Annotated in this window: 14 protein-coding genes; 5 read left to right on the forward strand and 9 right to left on the reverse strand. The window is 65.0% G+C overall.

The window, feature by feature from the left end; genetic code table 11:
• Nucleotides 1-21: 21 nt before the first annotated feature.
• The 5 genes from FIU81_RS07765 to FIU81_RS07785 form a co-directional block, all read right to left on the reverse strand.
• A complete protein-coding gene (locus FIU81_RS07765; protein ID WP_124113049.1) occupies nucleotides 22-1,185 on the reverse strand; it encodes an RsmB/NOP family class I SAM-dependent RNA methyltransferase in 1,164 nt (387 codons plus the stop codon).
• Entirely contained in the window at nucleotides 1,182-1,829 is a 648-nt protein-coding gene (gph, locus tag FIU81_RS07770) for a phosphoglycolate phosphatase (RefSeq protein ID WP_124113051.1), read from the reverse strand. Before gph ends, FIU81_RS07765 begins: the two co-directional genes overlap by 4 nt.
• Nucleotides 1,830-1,931: 102 nt before the next feature.
• Nucleotides 1,932-3,296 carry a hypothetical protein gene (locus FIU81_RS07775; RefSeq protein WP_124113053.1) on the reverse strand — a complete coding sequence of 455 codons (1,365 nt, stop codon included), beginning with the start codon at nucleotides 3,294-3,296 and terminating at the stop codon, nucleotides 1,932-1,934.
• A gap of 155 nt (nucleotides 3,297-3,451) precedes the next feature.
• A complete protein-coding gene (guaB, locus tag FIU81_RS07780) occupies nucleotides 3,452-4,900 on the reverse strand; it encodes an IMP dehydrogenase (RefSeq protein ID WP_124113055.1) in 1,449 nt (482 codons plus the stop codon).
• Nucleotides 4,901-5,016: 116 nt separating this feature from the next.
• Nucleotides 5,017-5,448, reverse strand: coding sequence for a hypothetical protein (locus FIU81_RS07785; RefSeq protein WP_124113058.1), 432 nt, complete (start codon nucleotides 5,446-5,448; stop codon nucleotides 5,017-5,019).
• Nucleotides 5,449-5,612: 164 nt separating this feature from the next.
• Between FIU81_RS07785 and FIU81_RS07790 the strand changes: the two genes are divergently transcribed.
• From FIU81_RS07790 to FIU81_RS07810, 5 genes are all read left to right on the forward strand, one after another.
• Nucleotides 5,613-6,626 carry a C4-dicarboxylate TRAP transporter substrate-binding protein gene (locus tag FIU81_RS07790; protein ID WP_124113060.1) on the forward strand — a complete coding sequence of 338 codons (1,014 nt, stop codon included), beginning with the start codon at nucleotides 5,613-5,615 and terminating at the stop codon, nucleotides 6,624-6,626.
• A gap of 71 nt (nucleotides 6,627-6,697) precedes the next feature.
• On the forward strand, nucleotides 6,698-7,330 hold the full coding sequence (locus tag FIU81_RS07795; RefSeq protein ID WP_124113062.1) for a TRAP transporter small permease subunit: 633 nt from the start codon (nucleotides 6,698-6,700) through the stop codon (nucleotides 7,328-7,330).
• A complete protein-coding gene (locus FIU81_RS07800) occupies nucleotides 7,327-8,727 on the forward strand; it encodes a TRAP transporter large permease (RefSeq protein WP_124113063.1) in 1,401 nt (466 codons plus the stop codon). Before FIU81_RS07795 ends, FIU81_RS07800 begins: the two co-directional genes overlap by 4 nt.
• A complete protein-coding gene (locus FIU81_RS07805; protein WP_124113064.1) occupies nucleotides 8,706-9,872 on the forward strand; it encodes a glycosyltransferase family 87 protein in 1,167 nt (388 codons plus the stop codon). Before FIU81_RS07800 ends, FIU81_RS07805 begins: the two co-directional genes overlap by 22 nt.
• A gap of 63 nt (nucleotides 9,873-9,935) precedes the next feature.
• Entirely contained in the window at nucleotides 9,936-10,409 is a 474-nt protein-coding gene (locus FIU81_RS07810) for an SspB family protein (protein WP_124113065.1), read from the forward strand.
• A gap of 95 nt (nucleotides 10,410-10,504) precedes the next feature.
• Here the strand turns inward: FIU81_RS07810 and prfB are convergent, their stop codons facing one another.
• From prfB to FIU81_RS07830, 4 genes are all read right to left on the reverse strand, one after another.
• Complete coding sequence (prfB, locus tag FIU81_RS07815; RefSeq protein WP_124113067.1) at nucleotides 10,505-11,626, reverse strand: peptide chain release factor 2; 1,122 nt, start codon at nucleotides 11,624-11,626, stop codon at nucleotides 10,505-10,507.
• Between the two features lie 66 nt (nucleotides 11,627-11,692).
• Nucleotides 11,693-14,191 (reverse strand): penicillin-binding protein 1A, encoded by a 2,499-nt coding sequence (locus tag FIU81_RS07820; RefSeq protein ID WP_124113069.1) that lies wholly within the window; start codon nucleotides 14,189-14,191, stop codon nucleotides 11,693-11,695.
• A gap of 109 nt (nucleotides 14,192-14,300) precedes the next feature.
• Entirely contained in the window at nucleotides 14,301-15,581 is a 1,281-nt protein-coding gene (locus tag FIU81_RS07825) for an N-acetylmuramoyl-L-alanine amidase (protein ID WP_124113071.1), read from the reverse strand.
• Nucleotides 15,582-15,666: 85 nt separating this feature from the next.
• A complete protein-coding gene (locus FIU81_RS07830; protein ID WP_124113073.1) occupies nucleotides 15,667-16,809 on the reverse strand; it encodes a pyridoxal phosphate-dependent aminotransferase in 1,143 nt (380 codons plus the stop codon).
• Nucleotides 16,810-16,855: the final 46 nt, after the last annotated feature.

The following is a 16,855-nucleotide window of genomic DNA, read 5'->3' on the forward strand; positions in this document are numbered from 1 at the left end:
AAAAAGCCCCCAGCTTCACAACTATGGGTTGCGCCGAAGGATCGCGCAATAAAAACCGTCGCCGCCATCCAAGGGCGTCAGGTGGCGTTCGGTTTCCAAAGTCATACCGTGTCGCGCCATGGCGGCGCGGGTCTGCAGTTCATTCTCGTCACTCAGCAGCGAACAGGTCGCGTAGGCTAGCACCCTGCCCGGAGCTACATGGGTCAGCGCCTCTGCGATGATCTGGGTCTGCAAGCCCACCAGCGCGTCAAGGCGCTCGGGTGTGAGGCGCAGCTTGCCCTCGGGGCTGCGTCGCCACGCGCCGCTGCCGGAACAGGGCGCGTCGACCAGAACGACGTCGTAGGGCTGTTCCTTCGTCAGTGCGCCGGTCTCACGCAGGGCAACCGGCGTCCCCGCGCGCGCGGCACGCGGCGGCAGATCGCGCATACGGGCAGCGTCTACGTCATGGGCGTGGAACGTCGCATCGTGCCGCGCCGCAAGGGCCAATACCTTGCCGCCGCCGCCAGCGCAGTAGTCCAGAACGCGCGCGGCGTGTTGCAGAGGGATCATGTCACACACCGCCTGGCTGGCGGCGTCCTGCACCTCTATCCGCCCATCGGCATAAGCTTCAGAGAGGTGAACGCGCCGCGCGCCCTCGGTCACTTCGAGCGCGTGCGACGCCAGCGCGTGCGGGCGCGCGATGATGCCGTCGCGAGCCAATTCCGCGATGATCGATGCAACATCCGCCCGCCCCGCATGAACGCGAAGGAACACCGGCGCACGATCCTGAAGGCTTGTCATGACGGGGGCAAAGGCGTCCCCAAGGCTGCTCTGCAAGCGCGGTGCAAGCCAATCGGGGCAATCGAGTGCGGTCAGCGCGTCGGGCTCTGGCGGCACCGTTTGCTCCGCCTCGGTCAGCGGCGCGGGTGCATATCCCTGCCCTGTGAACAGCGTGTCGGGAGCGACGCCCTGCGCGCGGCACAGACCGATCATCCGCGCGCGCCCTGTCTCACCACCGCCCAGCGCGGCGGTCGACCACCAGCGGCGCAGCGCGTCGAACACGTGGTCCCGCACGGCAGCGCGGTCCTTCGACCCCGCATGGCGCGCCCCCCGCGCCCAGCTTGTCAGCACCTTTTCCGCCGCCTCGCCAGCGACCACGCGGTCCAGAGCCTCGATCGCCGCCTGTACGCGCGCACCGGGGGTCATGCCAGCACCTGTGCCACTAGGCCCGGCATGTCGGACCAGTCAGAGAAGGCCGCTAAGTGGGGCATCTGGTCGACCGCGACGTGGCGATAGCCCTTGGTGAACAGCAGAAACGGAACACCTGCGCGATCTGCGGTTTCGGCGTCAACTTCGCTGTCACCGACATAAAGCGCCGGACCATCGCCGAGGGCCGTCAGCACAGCGTGTAACGGCGCAGGGTCTGGTTTGCGCTGTGGCAAGTCATCTCCGGCGACGACGGTTTTGAAACGATCCGTCAGCCCGAACTGCATCAGAACGGCTCCGGTCGGCGCGGCGGGTTTGTTCGTGCAAAGGCCCAAGGCGTGGCCCTGATCCGCAAGCTGATCCAGCACCTCGGTCACGTCGGGAAAAAGGCGGCTGAGCGACTTGGCGCGCACATACTCTTCCTGAAATCGGCCAAGCAAGTCCGGGCAATCCGTTTCCGCAATCCCGCGCGCGCTACGCATCCGTTCGACGAAATGGGGCGCACCGTGGCCGATGAAGGACACCGTCTCAGCCAGGCTCAGCGGCTCTGCCCCCGTCCCGTCCAGCGCCGCATTGGCGGCGGCGCGGATGTCGGGCGCGCTGTCGATCAGCGTTCCGTCCAGATCGAAGACGATGCGAGCCATGGCGGGGTTCCTTGCTAGTCGGTCGAAGTAGTGACTGTCAGCCCATCGGCTGGGCGTCCAGCGATTTGGGTCGTTCCGGCGGTACTGCGTAATCGCCCCGATCTACACCGCGCCCGTCAGCATCAGCGTGATCAACATCGCGCTCCACACTGCGAAAATCGTCAGACTGTAGGCACTATTCCACACCGGGCCGATAAGCCAGGCGGGGCGTTCGACGATGCCCGAACAGAAGACCAACGTGGTCATGAAGGGCGACAGGCCGATCACCGTGGTCCATCCGCCGATGATCCCCAGTGCGATGGCCAGCTGCGACAAGCCCGGCACGTTCAGTTCCAACGCCACCGCGCCCGTGACCGAGGCAACCACGATCGGGTTCACCCCCAGCAGCGCGCCGACGATGATGGCAAGCGAGGTGCCGATCGCCAGCGCCACGGGGCCAAGGCCCAACCCGGCGACCGCCCCCTGCAACGCGTCCATCGGCAGCAAGGCCAGCAGAACGACGGGCAGGAATCCGGCCGCCGCGAAGATGCCGACCTCGCCGGCGGTACGCGACTGGCGCTCCCACGCCTCCTGCAAAGCCGCGCGCACGTTCACCCTAATGCCGTTCGGCCCCGAGCGCGCGGACCACAGTGTCCATCCAATGGCATAGGCCGGGACCAGCACGATCAGCGCCTGCTGGAAGCTGAGCGTCGTGACCTCGTGCAACAGCACCACCGACCCGCCCAGTGCCGCCACGTGGCCCACCAGCATCGCGGCGCCGACCCAGGATCGCGCGGGCGGATGTGGTGCGGGCAGACCCAACTGGCGGTAGCGCCGTCCGGCCATCCGGTCGAACCCCCAGCCAATCGCAACGAAGACAAAGCTGACGGCGAAGCCCAGCGGGCCGAACTGCGCGTAGGACAGACCGGGCAACGTGATCAGCACGACATTCGCCGCGAACCCAAGCGGCGACCATAGCGAAATCAGCCCGAAGCCGCGCATGATCGCCAGCGTCATCCGACGCAGCCGCACCTCTTGTAATTCTGGCGGCAGGCTGTCATCCGTGCGCGCCTTCAAGCTGCGCATCGCAAGGTCCAGCAGCAGCGCAAGCCCCCCGAAGTTGATGAGCACGCCGAACAGATGCCCGCCCATCGTCAGGGCGACATAGCGGCGCGACGCAGGCTGACCGACAAGGAACTGGCCCGCGCGCGCAACTTCCGGCGCTCTGGCGGCGGCCGTGCGCAGGGTATTCAGAACAGCCATAAGCGCGGCAAGGAAAATCATCCGTCCGCAAGCTTCAAGATACAGTTCGACCGGCAGGCCGCGCGGCAGGGCGACGACCAGAACCGCAAGCGACAGGATCACAGGCACCCAGGTGCCGATGCTGAACTGCCGCAGGTTGAGGCCAAGAAAGACCACGATCAGCGCGCTCGCGACCCAGATCAGCGTGGCCGATGGCACAAAGACCAGCACCAACGCGGCGGCCATCACGCCAGTCAGCGCGGCGCGACTTATGGTGTCGCGGGTGGGGTGCGGCGCGGCAGACGTGGTCAGACCCTCCGATCGCAGCCCATGCGGGGCTGGCGCATCAGAGCGCGCTCGCCCCGCAAGTCACGGCCAACCCCAAGCCTTCGCATCGCGCCCTATCCGATCCGGTAGTTCGGCGACTCGCGCGTGATGGTAACGTCGTGAACGTGGCTTTCCGTCAGACCCGCGTTGGTGATCTTCACGAAGCTGCAATCGCGGCGCATCTCTTCGACCGTGGCGCATCCGGTGTAGCCCATCGCGGCCCGCAGACCGCCGACAAGCTGGTGGATCACGGCGCCCACGGCCCCCTTGTAAGGCACCTGCCCCTCGATCCCTTCGGGCACCAGCTTGTCGCTGGCGGCATCCTTCTGGAAGTACCGGTCGGCAGAGCCTCGGGCCATCGCCGCAAGGCTACCCATGCCACGATACGCCTTGAACGTGCGGCCTTGGTACAAGATCACCTCACCCGGAGACTCATCGGTGCCTGCCAGCATCGACCCGACCATGGCGCAAGACGCACCCGCCGCGATGGCCTTGGCGAAATCGCCAGAGAACTTGATGCCGCCGTCCGCGATCACCGGTACGTCACCCGCGCCGCGCGCGGCGTCCATGATCGCCGTCAGCTGCGGCACACCCACGCCCGCGACCATGCGCGTCGTGCAGATGGACCCGGGCCCGATGCCGACCTTCACCGCATCCGCGCCTGCGTCGATCAGGGCGCGCGCCCCTTCGGCGGTGGCGACGTTACCCGCGATGATCTGAACATCGCCGCTGATCGCCTTCGCACGGCGCACCGCTTCGGCCACACCTGCGCTGTGCCCGTGCGCGGTGTCGATCACCACTACGTCGCAGCCCGCGTCCACCAGCGCCTCTGTTCGCTCGAAGCCCGCATCGCCGACTGTGGTTGCCGCAGCGACGCGCAGGCGACCCAGCGCGTCCTTGCAGGCCACCGGGTTCAGCACCGCCTGCTCACTGTCCTTCAACGTCAGCAGACCGGTCAGCTTGCCGCCACTGTCGGTCACCAGCAATTTCTCGATCCGGCGCTGCTTCATGACTTCACGCGCGTGATCAAGGTCGGCAGGCTCCGTCAGCACCGCCAGATTGTCGCTGGTCATCACCGCCGACACCGGCGTCTTGTCGTCGCTGGCGAACCGCATATCGCGGTTGGTCAGGATGCCGACGACCCGGCCGTCGCCGTTCACCACCGGGAAGCCGGTCACCCGGAACCGCTCTTGCAGGTCGCGCGCATCGCCTACCGTCTGGACAGGGTTTAAGGTGATGGGCTTGTAGACGACGCCGCTGATGAACCGCTTGACCCGGCGCACCTCATCCGACTGCTCTTGCACCGTCAGATTGCGATGGATCACCCCGATCCCGCCCGCCTGCGCCATGGCGATGGCCATGCGCGCCTCTGTCACCGTGTCCATGGCCGAGCTGAGCAGCGGCACATTCATCGCGATCTCGCGCGTCGCTCGGGTGCGGGTATCGGCGGTAGAGGGCAGCACGCTGGAAGCGGCGGGCTGAAGCAAGACATCGTCGAAGGTCAGGGCCTCGCGAATCTCCATGGGGAGTCTCCTTGGGGGGATTGCGTTGCCACGGCCCTATCCCACGGATGACGCGCGGTGGAAAGGGCTTCAAACCGTTTGGACCATGGCCCAACACCGCAGGCCGCACCCCAGACCTAGCGACGCTTGTCCTTCGCATCCCGCGCGTACCAGGCAAAGCACATGGCTTGCTTCAGATCCGCATCCGTCGCCCCCAGCTTGTCGAAGGTCGGCCCATGTGCTGCGCGGCCCTGCACCACGAAATCGAACTGCCTGGACAGCGCATGAAACTGACGCAGCGCAGCCTCGGCGGACAGGCGCGACCGATCTTTGACCGCCGCACGGTCGAGCGTCGAAGCGGTATCGACACGGATTTCATCCACCTCGCAAGTCGGCCCATTCGGCAGACGAAACTGCAGATGTCCGCCCAGATTAAGGCCGTCCACGTCCTGCACATGCCGGATCACGCGGGGGATATCTGACTGCGGCCAAGCGTAGTCCCGCCCGCGCAAGCTGGCACGCTGCATCAGGTCATACGGAAAATCGTGGGTGGACAGGAAATCGAACATCGTCGCGCCTTACGTGATTCGCAGGCCGGACGCTACGGACCATGCTGGCCTGACAGGGATCGCTCCTGATCAGCCACGGGGTTGCCTTAAGGTGCTCTGTCGCGTTCAATCCGCCGCATCACGGACGGACCGGGACAGGTCCGCCGCCACCCAGGGAGAAGACTATGACCAACATGATGGGCCGCGTGGCCCTTGCCGCTCTCGCCACTGCTTTCGCAACCGAAGCGATGGCCGTCGAATGGAATGCCTCTGTCTGGGGCAAGCGCCGCGCCTTTACCGAGCATGTCGAAAAGATCGCAGAGCTTGTGGACGAAAAGACCGACGGCGACTTCACCATCAACGTCAGCTACGGCGGCCTGTCCAAGAACACCGAGAACCTTGACGGTATCTCCATCGGTGCGTTCGAAATGGCGCAGTTCTGTGCGGGCTATCACGCCGACAAGAACCGCGCGATCACCGTGCTGGAGTTGCCGTTTCTGGGGGTCGAGAACCTTGAACAGGAAGTCGCCGTCTCCAACGCCGTCTACGCCCATCCCGCCGTGGCCGAAGAGATGGCGCAGTGGAACGCCAAGATGCTGATGACCTCGCCCATGCCGCAGTACAACCTGGTCGGCACGGGCGAGCCGATGGACACGCTGGACAAGATGGAAGGCATGCGCGTGCGCGCCACTGGCGGTCTCGGCCGCGCGTTCGAAAGCGTCGGCGCCGTGCCCACCTCTGTCACCTCGTCCGAGGCCTATCAGGCCATGCAATCGGGCGTCGTCGATACCGTCGCCTTCGCCCAGCACGCCCACCTGTCTTTCGGCACCATCAACGAGGCCGACTGGTGGACCGCCAACCTGAACCCTGGCACCGTCAACTGCCCCGTTGTGGTCAACATCGACGCCTACGAGTCGCTGTCGGACGAGCACCGCGAGGCGCTGGACAGCTCGGTGTCCGAGGCCATCGACCACTACCTCGAAAACTACGATGAGCTTCTGGCCCGCTGGGACAGCGTCCTTGAAGAAAAGGGCGTGCAGAAGGTCGAGTACAGCCAAGAGCAGCTGGACGAGTTCGCCGCCGTTGCAGAGCCGATCCAGACCCAGTGGGTCGAGGAAATGTCGGCGCAAGGCCTGCCCGCGCAGGAACTGCTGGACCTTGTGAACAGCACGCTGACCGACGCGAAGTCCGGCAGCTGATCGTTTGATCCGATGACGGGGTCGGCCTTTCACGGCCGGCCCCTTTTCCTATTGCACGACAGGAGCTTGCGATGGCCGGTGCCGCCTCCGTAATGGAAGACGACAGCCTGATCTCACGTCTCGACCGGCGTCTGAGCGTGCTGGAAAAATTCTTCGCGCTGATATCCGGAATCGCCGTCTTCGGCCTGATGGTGCTGGCCGTCGTGTCGGTCACCGGCCGCCAGTTCTTCAACCGCCCCCTGCCCGGCTACGTCGACTGGATCGAGCTTTCCATGCCGATCATCGCCTTTCTGGGCGTATCCTACGTCCAGCGCCTGGGCGGCCACGTCCGCATGGATATCGTCGTGGGCCAACTGAAAGGCCGCGCCCTGTGGCTTGCAGAACTCGTCACCACGATCTGCGTGTTGATCCTGATTGTCCTGCTCATCTGGGGCAGCTGGGCGCACTTCGACCGCTCTTTCGACTTCGGCGCGCCGAACTGGTCGCGTGACAGCACCATCGATATCGGCTTGCCGATCTGGCCCGCCAAGCTGATCGTGCCAGTCGCCTTCACCGTGCTGGCCCTGCGCCTGTGCCTGCAAATCTGGGGCTTCGGGCGCGCCTTCATCCGAAACGATGACCAGCCCCCCGCCGTGCCGCTGATCCTGTCGGCGGCAGAGATCGCGCAGATGGAAGCCGAAATCCTGGAGGAGAAAAGCCGATGACCACCATCGACATCGGCCTGTGGGTCACCGGCGGCCTTCTGGTCCTTGTGATCCTTGGCATGCGCGTCGGCTTCGCCGCCGCTTTCGCGGGCCTCGTGGGCCTCATCTGGGTATTCTGGTCCAAGAAGGGCTACGCGCCGGAAGAGTTCGGCTGGGCCCTGACCGTCGCCGTCAAAACCGCAGGCCAAGTCCCCCACGGCAAGGTCGCGTCACAGGCGCTTAGCCTTATCCCGACCTTCATCCTCATCGGCTACCTCGCCTATTACGCGGGTCTCACCAAAGCCCTGTTCGAAATGGCCAAGCGCTGGATCGCCTGGGTGCCGGGCGGCCTTGCCGTCGCCACCGTCTTCGCCACCGCTGGCTTCGCCGCCGTGTCGGGCGCATCCGTGGCTACAGCCGCCGTCTTCGCCCGCATCGCCATCCCCGAAATGCTGCAGGTCGGCTATGACAAACGCTTTGCCGCGGGCGTCGTGGCCGCTGGCGGCACGCTGGCCTCGTTGATCCCGCCCTCGGCAATCCTCGTGATCTACGCGATCATCGTAGAACAGGACGTAGGCAAGCTGCTGCTGGCGGGCTTCATCCCCGGCGTTGTCTCAGCCCTGATCTACGCCGCCCTCATCATCGGCTTGGCCCTCACGATCAAGGGCTTCGGCCCCCCGGTCACCGGCTTCACATGGCGGCAACGCTTCGCCTCGCTGCCCCCCGCGCTGCCGATCTTCGCGGTCGTCATCATCATCATCTTCTTCGTCTACAACCCCTTCGGCGGGGACGCCTGGGGCACCCCCACCGAAGGCGGCGCGGTCGGCGCGTTCATCGTCTTCCTCATGGCCATGTGGCGCGGCATGCGCTGGCCCGAGCTGAAAGACGCCCTGATCGAGACCGCCAAGCTGTCGGTGATGATCTTCACCATCATCTGGGGCGTGCTGATCTACGTGCGCTTCCTGGGTTTTGCAGACCTGCCCGGTGCGTTTTCCGACTGGATCACCGGCCTGAACCAGCCGCCGATGCTGACGCTGGTGTTCATCCTGCTGGCCTACGCGGTGCTGGGCATGTTCATGGACGCCATCGGCATGCTGCTCTTGACCCTGCCGGTCGTCTTCCCGGCCGTCATGGCGCTGAACGGCGGCGAAATGGTTTCAGCCGCCGACTCGGCCTTCGGCATGAACGGCACCATGTGCGCGATCTGGTTCGGTATCCTCGTGGTGAAGATGGCAGAGTTCTGCCTGATCACACCGCCCATCGGCCTCAACTGCTTCGTGGTCGCGGGCGTCCGCCCCGACATCAGCGTGCAGGACGTGTTCAAGGGCGTGACGCCCTTCTTCATCGCCGACGCCATCACCATCGCCACCCTCGTGGCCTTCCCCGCGATTGTCCTGTGGCTTCCCAGCCTCGCCTGACGAACGCGGCGCTGGATCGCGTCCTTGCGCCCCTAACGCCCACGCGCCTCGGGGGCGCACTTTGGGCATGCCTCGCGTTGGCCCTCGCGGGCGGCGTTCTTCAGGTCATCCTGTCCGCGCCCTCGCCCGACTGGGGCAACGACTTCGTCGCCTTCTGGTCCGCTGCCCGCATGATCGTCGAGGGCCGCCCGCTAGAGATGTTCGACGCCGCCGCGTTCGAGCGCCTGCAACTTCAGGTCGGCGGCGCGGACGGAGAGGTCTTGCTCTGGCATTACCCCCCGCTCTGGCCCGCCCTTCTAACTCCACTCGGCTTCCTTGCCGACGACACAGCCCTTCTGCTCTTCACGGTCATAGGCCTGATCGCATGGATCGCCGCCATCCGCGCACTGTTCCCCGCCCTCAGCCCCGCTCGGCTGGGCCTGATCTGCCTTGGTGGAGCAACGTGGGTCACGCTCGGACAGGGTCAGAACGGTCTGTTCACCGGCGCGGCTTTCGCCTTGGGCACCCTCGGCCTGCTGGACAACAAGCCCGTCGCCGCCGCCATCGGCGCGGGACTTCTGATGGCCATAAAACCGCACTTGGGTCTGGTCCTGCCGCTGGCCATGCTGGCCCGCCGCGACTGGACCATGCTGGGCGCGACGATCCTTGTGACCGCCCTGTCCAGCCTCGCGGCCCTAACAGTCGTCAGCCGTGGCTACATCACGGAACTGCTGTCGGGTTCCGACCGTCTCTCCGCCCCACTCGGCAGCGACGCGCTCCTCACTCAACTTACCAGCCTCTACGGCGCCCTACGCCTCTGGGGCGTCCCCCTGACACCGGCCCTAACGATCGCAATCGTGCAGGCCTTGGCGGTCTTGGCCGCGGTCGCCTACGTCTTCGCCCGTCCCTTCGACCGGCTCACTCGCGGCGCCACGCTCGCCATCGCCGCGCCGATGATCTCCCCCTACCTCTTCCACTACGACCTGACGCCGATGCTGCTGGCCTTCGGCTTTCTGGCCCTGCGTGGCGCACCCATGGCGATCCTGGGCCTGCTGTGGTTCGCGCCCCTTTTTCACCGCCCCCTGGCCGACCTGACCGGAATTCCACTGGTGCCGATCGTCCTTCTGGCGGCGCTCGTTCTGACACTGCGTCGAAAGGCCCTTTAACCTTACGCCACCCGGTCCTATGCTTTCTGCAAATGCATCCGAATACGAAGGCCGAACCGGGCGATGACACGCAAGATCGACTACGGCAAACTGATGCACGCCGCCATGCGCGGCCTGATCCAGCGCGTTCTGCTGGACGTGAAGGCCAATGGCCTGCCCGGCGACCACCACTTCTTCATCACTTTCGACACGATGCATCCCGACGTGGAAATCGCCGACTGGCTGTCCGACCGTTACCCTGGCGACATGACCGTGGTCATGCAGCACTGGTACGACGGGCTGGAAATCACCGACGAAGGCTTCTCGGTCACGCTCAACTTCGGCGACAGCCCAGAGCCGCTGTATATCCCCTTCGACGCCATCCGCACTTTCGTGGACCCCTCCGTCGAATTCGGTCTGCGCTTCGAGTCGCAAGAGGGCGAAGACGACCCTGCCGCGATGATCGAGATCGACGACTCCGAAGACGACGACTCCGAGGGCGACGAAAAACCCCGTCAGGACGCAGAAATCGTCAGCCTCGACAAGTTCCGCAAGTAAGCAAAAGCGGCCCTGAAATCCACGGCCCCCGCTTCTTTGTTTTCTGAAATACTCCGGGGGAGCCGCAAAGCGGCGGGGGCAGAGCCCCCATCCACCTAGCCGTCGGCAGCCTCTGCCCGGCTCTTGCCTGACACGTCCATCGCCAATGTCGCTGCCATGAAGGCGTCCAGATCACCGTCCAGCACGCCCTTGGTGTCAGAGGTTTCATGCTCGGTACGCAGGTCCTTCACCATTTGGTAAGGCTGCAGCACGTAGGACCGGATCTGATTGCCCCAACCCGCGCTGCCCTTCGCCTCATGCGCTGCGTTGATATCCGCGTTCCTGCGGTCCAGCTCCATCTGATACAACCGCGACTTCAGCGCCTTCATGGCGATGTCGCGGTTCTGGTGCTGGGATTTCTCCGAACTCGTCACCACGATTCCCGTTGGCAAGTGCGTGATCCGCACCGCCGAGTCGGTCGTGTTCACGTGCTGCCCGCCCGCACCGGATGAGCGATACGTATCCAACCGGATATCGTTCGGCGCGACCTCGATCTCGATGTTGTCATCGACCACCGGATAGACCCAGACGGACGCGAACGATGTCTCGCGCGTGCCCTTTCCGAAAGGCGAAATTCGCACAAGCCGGTGCACGCCCGATTCCGACTTCAGCCAGCCGTAGGCATTCGGCCCACTGATCTTGTAGCCGATGGATTTGATGCCTGCCTCTGATCCTGCTTCCTCGGACTGCAGTTCCACCTTGAAGCCGCGCTTCTCGGCCCAGCGCACATACATGCGTTGCAGCATGTTGGCCCAGTCGCAGGCCTCTGTGCCGCCCGCGCCGGCGTTGATCTCAAGGAAGGTGTCGTTGCCGTCCGCCTCGCCGTTCAGCAGCGCCTCCAACTCGGCAGCCCCCGCGCGGGTCTTCAGCGCCGTCAGCGCCGCTTCGGCCTCTGCCACGACGTCGGCGTCGTCTTCCATTTCGCCCAGCTCGATCAGCTCGACGTTGTCCGACAGCTCTTGCGCCATCGCGTCGTGGCGCGCGACAGCGTCTGCAAGGGTCTGGCGATCACGCATCAGCTTCTGGGCCTTGTGGGGATCATCCCACAGCGTCGGATCCTCGACCCGCGCGTCGAACTCTTCCATGCGGAAGGCGGCGGTCTCGTAGTCCATCCGCTGGCGCAGAAGGTCGAGCGACTTCTCGATGGCATCGACCGTGGATTGGGTTTCAGCGCGCATGGGGTTCCTTACCTTTCCGGACGGCTTCAGATAGCAACGCCGCCGGGTGGGAACAAGCGGGCGGCGCTAGTACAGGCCGCCCGAACTTAGCGTTCCGAAGGTCGCCTTCTTCTTGGGGATCACGACCGTCGCGCCGGTGGCATTGCGCACCTGCTGCCCGGCCGATCCACCGCCCGCCTCGTCGAATAGCGGAAGATTGTTGCCCATGGCAAAGCCACCGTCGAAGCTGACGCCAAAGATCGGCTCTTCGCCCAGGCGGAAGTATTCGGCGATCACGTTCGGGCCGCTGGCACTGTCGGACAGGCGCGCACCGGTGAAGCGGTCGATCTTGATGAAGTGACCGCCCGGGGGCACTTCGAACGGGCCGCCGCCGTATTTCGCCGTCGCAACCTTCATGAACTCGTTGAACACGGGCGCACACAGCCCGCCGCCAGAACCGGACCGCCCCATGGGGCGCGGTTGGTCGTAGCCGATGTAGCAGCCTGCCGCGATGTTGCTGGTGAAGCCCACGAACCAGGCGTCTTTCTCGTCGTTCGTCGTGCCGGTCTTGCCCGCCACCGGCACGCCGACATTGATCTTGCCCTTGGCCGTGCCGCGCTCGACCACGCCCTTCATCATGCTGGTCAACTGGTAGGCGGTGATCGCATCCATGACGCGTTCGCGGTTCGACATGATCGTGGGCGCAACACCCGCCGGAAGCGACGCGACCTTACAATCAAGGCAATTACGCTGGTCGTGGCGATAGACGGTGCGCCCGTAACGGTCCTGCACACGGTCCACCAGGGTCGGCTCCACCCGCTCACCGCCGTTGGCGAACATCGCATAGGCTGCGACCATCTTGTACAGAGTCGTCTCTTCCGCACCCAAGGAGTTGGCGAGGAACTGGCGCATGTTGTCGTAGACGCCGAAGCGCTCGGCGTAGCCCGCAACCGTTGCCATCCCGACTTCCTGCGCCAGACGCACGGTCATCAGGTTCCGCGACTGCTCGATCCCGGTGCGCAAAGGCGTCGGGCCGTAGAAGCGGTTGGAATAGTTCTTGGGCCGCCAAAGGCCTTGCGGAGTGTTGATCTCGATCGGCGCGTCGACAACGACGGTCGCAGGGCTGAAGCCCGAATCCAGCGCGGCGGCGTAGACGAACGGCTTGAACGACGATCCCGGCTGACGCGTCGCCTGCGTTGCACGGTTGAAGACCGAATGCTGGTAAGAGAACCCACCCTGCATCGCCAGAACACGGCCCGTTTCCACATCCATCGCCATGAAGCCGCCTTCGACTTCCGGCACCTGACGCAGGGTCCAGCGGATCAGCGCACCGCTGCTGTCATCGGTCATCCGGCGCACGTGAACCACATCGCCAATCTCGAACTCGTCGAAGAAGTTACCCGGCAGCCAGGAAATGTCCTCACGCGGGATATCCTGACGACCCTGCCCTTCGACGCCAACGGTCATGAACTGATCCTGACGGTCGAGCACGACAGCGGGATACCATGTATCGCCCAGATCGATGTCGCGCGCGACATCCACGCCGGCCAGCGCGGCTTCCCAATCGCCAAGCTGATCGGCCGGGATCGACTTGCCGGTGCCGCGCCAACGGCCCAGGCCGCGATCGTATTGCTCCAGCGACCGACGCAGCGCCGTCGCGGCGGCTTCCTGCAGTTCGGGGTCGATGGTGGCGCGCACCGACAGACCGCCTGAGAAGAACTCACCCTCGCCGTAGTCTCGGCTTAGCTGGCGACGGATCTCGTCGGTGAAGTAGTCGCGCGGCGGGATTTCGTCGCGGAAACTGTCGAAGTCCCCGCCCTGAACGGACAGCAACGGCGCAACCCGCGCCTCGCGATACTGATCCTCGTCGAGATAACCATTCTCGAACATCTCGCGCAGCACGAAGTTACGACGCGCGATGGCGCGTTCCTTTGCGCGAACGGGGTGGTAGGTCGATGGGGCCTTGGGCAAGGACGCCAAATACGCGACCTCCTGCGGCTGCAGCTCTGTCAGGTTCTTGTTGAAATACGTCTGAGCGGCGGCGGTCACGCCGTAGCTGTTCTGGCCCAGGAAGATCTCGTTCAGATACAGTTCAAGGATCTTGTCCTTGGGCAGCGTGCCCTCGATCCGCGCGGCGAGGATCAGTTCCTTTACCTTACGCTCGGCCGAACGTTCCCCACCCAGCAGGAAGTTCTTCATCACCTGCTGCGTGATCGTGGACGCACCGCGCAACTCGCCCCCCCGCGCCGCATCCAGCGCGGCAGAGACCATGCCACGCGGATCATAGCCCTTGTGGGTGTAGAAATTCTTGTCCTCGGCAGAAATGAACGCCTGCTTGACCAGATCGGGGATTTCCGCGGCGGGCGTGAACAAGCGCCGCTCTTCCGCGAATTCGTCGATGATCTGGCCCTCGTTGGAGTAGATCCGGCTGATCGTCGGCGGCGTGTACTGCGCAAGCTGATCCGTGTCGGGAAGATCGCGACCGTAGATCCAGAAGACCGCACCGATGGACAGCGCTGCGGCGAACACGCCGAGCGTTACAAGCGAGAAAATTCCACCGAAAAAGGCAAGGATGGCACGGACCAAAGGCGCGTCTCCGTTCGACTGGGGCGGGAAAGTAGGGTCTTCTAACGCGAGCAGCTTAAGAATTCAAAAGCGGATCGGCGGAAAAGCGATTGGGTGCCGAAGCCGTGATCTATTGCATCAGCCGCCGCGCTTCAGCCGCATCCTCGCGCGCCCATGCCTCTATTCCGGCACGGATACCGTCGATGGCGCGCGCACGCCAGACCGGATCGCTCAAGCGGTCACGGTCCTGCTGGCTGGACAGGAACCCCAACTCCAACAGCACGGAGGGAATATCGGCGGCGCGCAGGACGGAAAAATTGCCCGTAAGGCGCGGACGCTTGTGCAGATCACCCGTGGCACGCGCCAGACCGGCCACGATCTCGTCTGCCAGCCGTTCGGCGCGGGGCTGGGTTTCCAGCCGCGCCATATCCATCAGGACCGAGGCAACCGCGTCGTCGCCCGTGCCAAGATCGATACCCGCGATCATGTCACCCCGGTCCAGCCGCTGCGCCAGCTTGGCCGAAGCCGCGTCGGACGCCGTGGTGGACAGGGTGTAGGCCGCAGCGCCGCTGGCGTTGCCCTCTTCCAAAGCATCCGCGTGGATCGAAAGCAGAAGGTCCGCTTTCGCCGCGCGCGCCACGGACACCCGCGTTGGCAAGGGTACGAAACTGTCGCCCCGGCGGGTCAGGCTCACCTCCATGCCCGCGTTTTCCAACGTCTGTTCCAGCTCCATCGCGAAGGTCAGCATCACGTCCGCCTCGCGCATCCCGCCTGCTTCCGCGCCCGGATCGAAGCCACCATGACCGGGATCCAGTGTGACACGCAGCGGACGCTCACCGCGTTGGCGCGTGACCGGCGCGGGATGTTCGGATGGCAGCGGCAGAGAGAACAGTGCGCTTTCCGGCACCCCGGTTCCGGCAGTGAACTCTGCCTCGCTGACAGGCGCCAACTGCAACTTCAGCGCCGTGACGCCACCGCTGGTGCTTAGGCCCGCCGTCTCGATCGCCATGGGTTGTGCCAGATCGATCACCATCCGCGACCAGCCCTCGCGGAAGCGCCCGCGATACAGGTTAGACACCAGATCGGAAGACAACAGCGCCTGCAGGTCAGTGCCCGCGAAATCCACTTCGGAAAAGTCCAGAACCAACCGCCTTGGCGCATCCAGCGTGAAGACCCGCCACGGCACCGGCTGGCTAAGCGCCAGTTCCACCAGCAGATTGTTTCCGAAATCCGCGATTCGGCTGGACGCGGGATCGATACGGGCCAGCGCGGTCAGCGGCCCGTGGTCGGACCCTGCGCCCGCGCTGGGCACCTCGACGCCCCAATTTTCAGGGCTCCATTCATCGGCCGCACCTGCGCCATTCAGCAACAGAGCAGCCGTCAGGCCAATCGCCAGTCTTCGGAAATCCATCCGCCCATCGCCTCTTCCGCCTCGGTCGGGATCTTTGCGTCCCGGTTTGGATCACCATAGCAGAACAGGCCGAATCGCGAAAGGATTATCCGCCGCGCCGCGTCCACTCTGCCAGACGCTCCAGCCCTTCGGCGATGTCGGCGGTGCTGCGGGCGTAGGAAAACCGCAGATGCCGCCCACCACGCGCAGGATCGAAGTCCAAGCCCGGCGTCACCGCGACGCCCGCTTCGTCCAGAATACGGCCAGACAGGGCCAGCGCATCATCCGACAAATGGCTGCAATCGGCATAGACGTAGAACGCCCCGTCGGGCGGCGCGAAGCTGGGGAAACCGGCGCGCGCCAGACCGTCGATCATCAACTGACGGTTCGCCGCATAGACCGACAGATTGCCGCGCAACTCCTCGTGACAGTCAAACGCCGCCAGCGCAGCAATCTGGCTGGCATGGGGCGGGCAGATGTACAGGTTCTGCGCCAACCGCTCGACCCGGCGCACCATTTCCTCGGGCACCACCATCCAGCCGATCCGCCAGCCCGTCATCGAAAAATACTTGGAGAAGGAATTGATGACGATGCAGTCGTCGTCGATCTCCAACGCCGACACAGCAGGGCGGTCGTAGTGCAAACCGTGGTATATCTCGTCCGAGATGAAGGCCGTATCCGTCTGGCGGCAGCGCGCCATCAGTGCCGCCATCGCCTCCTGGTCCAGCATCGTGCCCGCCGGATTGCCCGGAGACGCCACGATCAGCCCGTCCAAGGCGTTGTCGATCTGGTCGGGGCGCGGCTGGTAGCGATCCTCTGGTGCGGTCTCGATTCCCCTCGCCTGCAACGACAGGGCCGTCAGAATGTGGCGGTAGGACGGATAGCCGGGCAGGCCCAGCCCCACTGTTTCGCCCGCGTCGAACAAAGCGGTGAACGCCAGAACGAACCCGGCCGACGCGCCGGAGGTCACCACCACCCGCGCCGGATCAAGCTCCACGGCATGCCAGTCGGCATAGTGCCGCGCGATCCGCGCCCGCAGTTCCGGCAAGCCCAGCGCCACCGTATAGCCCAGCGGACCCGCCGCCATCGCCGCCGTCAATGCTGCGCGCGCGCCCGCTGGCGCAGGCGTCCCCGGCTGGCCCACTTCCATATGGACGATGCGGCGGCCTGCCGCCTCTGCCGCACGGGCGCGCTCCATCACATCCATCACGATAAAGGCGTCCACATCGCCCCGGTTCGATTGTCGCATGGCCCCTCCTGCGTTCCGGTCAGACGTGGCCCCACGCGCGGCCCGG

The organism is Palleronia sp. THAF1 (assembly GCF_009363795.1).
In the GTDB taxonomy this organism is placed as follows: Bacteria; Pseudomonadota; Alphaproteobacteria; order Rhodobacterales; family Rhodobacteraceae; genus Palleronia.

Coding starts and splice junctions, on each gene's coding strand:
- FIU81_RS07800 (WP_124113063.1), top strand. CDS start 7,327: ATGACCACCATCGACATCGGCCTGTGGGTCACCGGCGGCCTTCTGGTC.
- FIU81_RS07790 (WP_124113060.1), top strand. CDS start 5,613: ATGACCAACATGATGGGCCGCGTGGCCCTTGCCGCTCTCGCCACTGCT.
- FIU81_RS07765 (WP_124113049.1), bottom strand. CDS start 1,185: ATGACCCCCGGTGCGCGCGTACAGGCGGCGATCGAGGCTCTGGACCGC.
- prfB (WP_124113067.1), bottom strand. CDS start 11,626: ATGCGCGCTGAAACCCAATCCACGGTCGATGCCATCGAGAAGTCGCTC.
- gph (WP_124113051.1), bottom strand. CDS start 1,829: ATGGCTCGCATCGTCTTCGATCTGGACGGAACGCTGATCGACAGCGCG.
- FIU81_RS07785 (WP_124113058.1), bottom strand. CDS start 5,448: ATGTTCGATTTCCTGTCCACCCACGATTTTCCGTATGACCTGATGCAG.
- FIU81_RS07775 (WP_124113053.1), bottom strand. CDS start 3,296: ATGGCCGCCGCGTTGGTGCTGGTCTTTGTGCCATCGGCCACGCTGATC.
- guaB (WP_124113055.1), bottom strand. CDS start 4,900: ATGGAGATTCGCGAGGCCCTGACCTTCGACGATGTCTTGCTTCAGCCC.
- FIU81_RS07825 (WP_124113071.1), bottom strand. CDS start 15,581: ATGGATTTCCGAAGACTGGCGATTGGCCTGACGGCTGCTCTGTTGCTG.
- FIU81_RS07810 (WP_124113065.1), top strand. CDS start 9,936: ATGACACGCAAGATCGACTACGGCAAACTGATGCACGCCGCCATGCGC.
- FIU81_RS07830 (WP_124113073.1), bottom strand. CDS start 16,809: ATGCGACAATCGAACCGGGGCGATGTGGACGCCTTTATCGTGATGGAT.
- FIU81_RS07795 (WP_124113062.1), top strand. CDS start 6,698: ATGGCCGGTGCCGCCTCCGTAATGGAAGACGACAGCCTGATCTCACGT.